2 protein-coding genes are annotated in these 2,115 nt (G+C 40.0%); one reads left to right on the forward strand and one right to left on the reverse strand.

Going from position 1 to position 2,115, the window contains the following annotated elements; translation table 11 throughout:
* Nucleotides 1-135: 135 nt before the first annotated feature.
* Nucleotides 136-879, reverse strand: coding sequence for an ATP-binding protein (locus LZ11_RS12150; protein ID WP_148868118.1), 744 nt, complete (start codon nt 877-879; stop codon nt 136-138).
* A 333-nt stretch (nt 880-1,212) separates the two neighbouring features.
* Here LZ11_RS12150 and LZ11_RS12155 point away from each other — a divergent pair, with 333 nt between their 5' ends.
* Nucleotides 1,213-1,437 (forward strand): hypothetical protein, encoded by a 225-nt coding sequence (locus LZ11_RS12155; RefSeq protein WP_148868119.1) that lies wholly within the window; start codon nt 1,213-1,215, stop codon nt 1,435-1,437.
* Nucleotides 1,438-2,115 lie beyond the last annotated feature (678 nt).

The raw sequence follows: 2,115 nt of genomic DNA on the forward strand, positions 1-2,115 counted from the left end.
TGTATCTTCTTTAATTTTACTAAAAAGCTGATGATTTTTGTACTAGCTTTTGCAAAAAAAGACTGTCGACAGTTACTTTGTCGACAGTCTGAACCTGTATCGCTGGATACAGGCTTTGAATCACCAATAATTGGTTTAATTTTTTAAATCTCCCTTAATTCTTATTTCCACCAGATTCAGTGGTATATCCTTCCCAGAAAGATTTAACGCTTCTTCAACAATCTTCACCAAACCGTAGCAGCAGGGCACTTCCATGTGTGCTACGGTGACGCTCTTTATGCGGTTACGCTTGAAAATTTCTGCGAGCTTTGCCACGTAATAGTTACCATCATCGAGTTTGGGGCAGCCTATGACCACACTTTTGCCCTTTAAAAGTTCCAGGTGATAGTTGGGGTATGCAAAGGGCACGCAGTCTGCGGTCACCAAAAGGTCGGCACCGTCGAAGTAAGGAGCGTCCACGGGCACCAGCATGAGCTGCACCGGCCAGTTGCCCAGCTGGGACCTGATGCTTATAGAGATATCACCACCGGAAAAGGCTTTTGTTGCGGCTTTTACGTTTTCTCCATGCTTCAGGTCCATCATCCGGCTTCCGGGACAGGAAAATCCGTGATGGGCGTGCGCCATGGTTTCGGGTTTGCTGCGGGAAAGGTGTTCCTTTACCGCCTCTTCGTCGAACTCTTCGGCTTCTCTTTCGATAATCGTTATAGCGCCTCTAGGGCATTCCCCGAGACAGGCACCCAGCCCGTCGCAGTATATATCAGAGATGAGCCTCGCCTTGCCGTCTATAATCTGTATGGCTCCCTCGGCGCAGGCCGGAACGCAAAGCCCGCAGCCGTTGCACTTTTCTTCATCGATATGGACGATCTTCCTAACTGCCATATTTGAAAACCTCCTTAGTCTTGCCTGAATCTAATTTTATCATAACAGGTTCTGTAATGTAATGCTGTGATTTACCTCACATTTAAGTTTTTCAAGGAGGTAAGGGTTTAACGGAAAAATTTTAAAGATCGTATGGGAACAAATTAAGGGACCCGACAGCCCTGTTATTTTTTTGTAATTAATTTGTAACATTAAATTAATGGAATACTTTTGTAATTTTGTTATAATTTCAATAACGTTAGGTGATTTTGAACGCTTCCGGAAAACCTACCCTAAATATCATATCTGGGAGGGAAGACATATTATGAGAATAAAATATTAACAATACTTTTATTGCTAGTTCTAATCATTGAGGCCGTTACATTAATACAAGCTAAAGCCCCAAGCGGAGAAGAAAAAGAAGAAATTATTCAACTTCTAAAAAAAGCTAAAGAATTACCAGATAAAGTGTATATTCAGGCAAAGCAGCATTATAAAAACAGAGCATCGGCCGAAAATAAAGCAGCCATCATTGAAAACGGAAAAAAGCTTTACAAGAAATTTTCACTGATGATTTAGTACAGCGTCTATCAAAGAGTTGGGTGGAGGATCAATTTATAAATGCAATTGATGGGCCGGATACGATGGATAGTAAAGTAACTAATGTTCAATTGATAGATCTTTCTATATCCGGCGATAAGGCATACGTAACTGCTATAGAAGAAGGATATTTGGTCGATAGAATTACTCGAGATGGGAAAAATTATATTGATCGCATAGAAGGGAAGTCAACTATTAAAGCAACCTAAGTGAAAATTGACGGTAAATGGAAAATATCTGAGTTTAGTGTACAACCCGATCTCAATCCAAAACATATAATACAACCCGAGTAATTTTTAAATTTTGAGGTTGAATCCTACAATATCGGATAAGTATTTATAAACCTCAGCAGTATGATATTAAGGTATCAATCAAATCTATTTACTTAAGGAGTGATTTAGATGGGTACAAGATTTGCTAAAATAAGTTTGGCTGGCTTTGTGCTAGTATTTCTAATGGTAGCTTTCGTTTATTACATAAAGGCGAAATTCGTCTCAAGATGACACGTTGAGAACAATTACTTCTACCAACGGTGAAACTATAGTATTAACAGATGTCCCGGTTTACAGCAGCATAGAGGAGTTAACTAAAGCTGCTGACGTGGTTGTTGTTGGCAGAGTAGTTGAAAAGGGTGGTAGTCGTAATTTGGAACGTGAT

It is taken from the genome of Thermosediminibacter litoriperuensis (assembly GCF_008124715.1).
GTDB classification, from domain to species: Bacteria; Bacillota; Thermosediminibacteria; order Thermosediminibacterales; family Thermosediminibacteraceae; genus Thermosediminibacter; species Thermosediminibacter litoriperuensis.

What these genes read in the sequence shown, in the direction of transcription:
- LZ11_RS12150 (WP_148868118.1), bottom strand. Translation starts at nt 879, where the DNA reads ATGGCAGTTAGGAAGATCGTCCATATCGATGAAGAAAAGTGCAACGGC.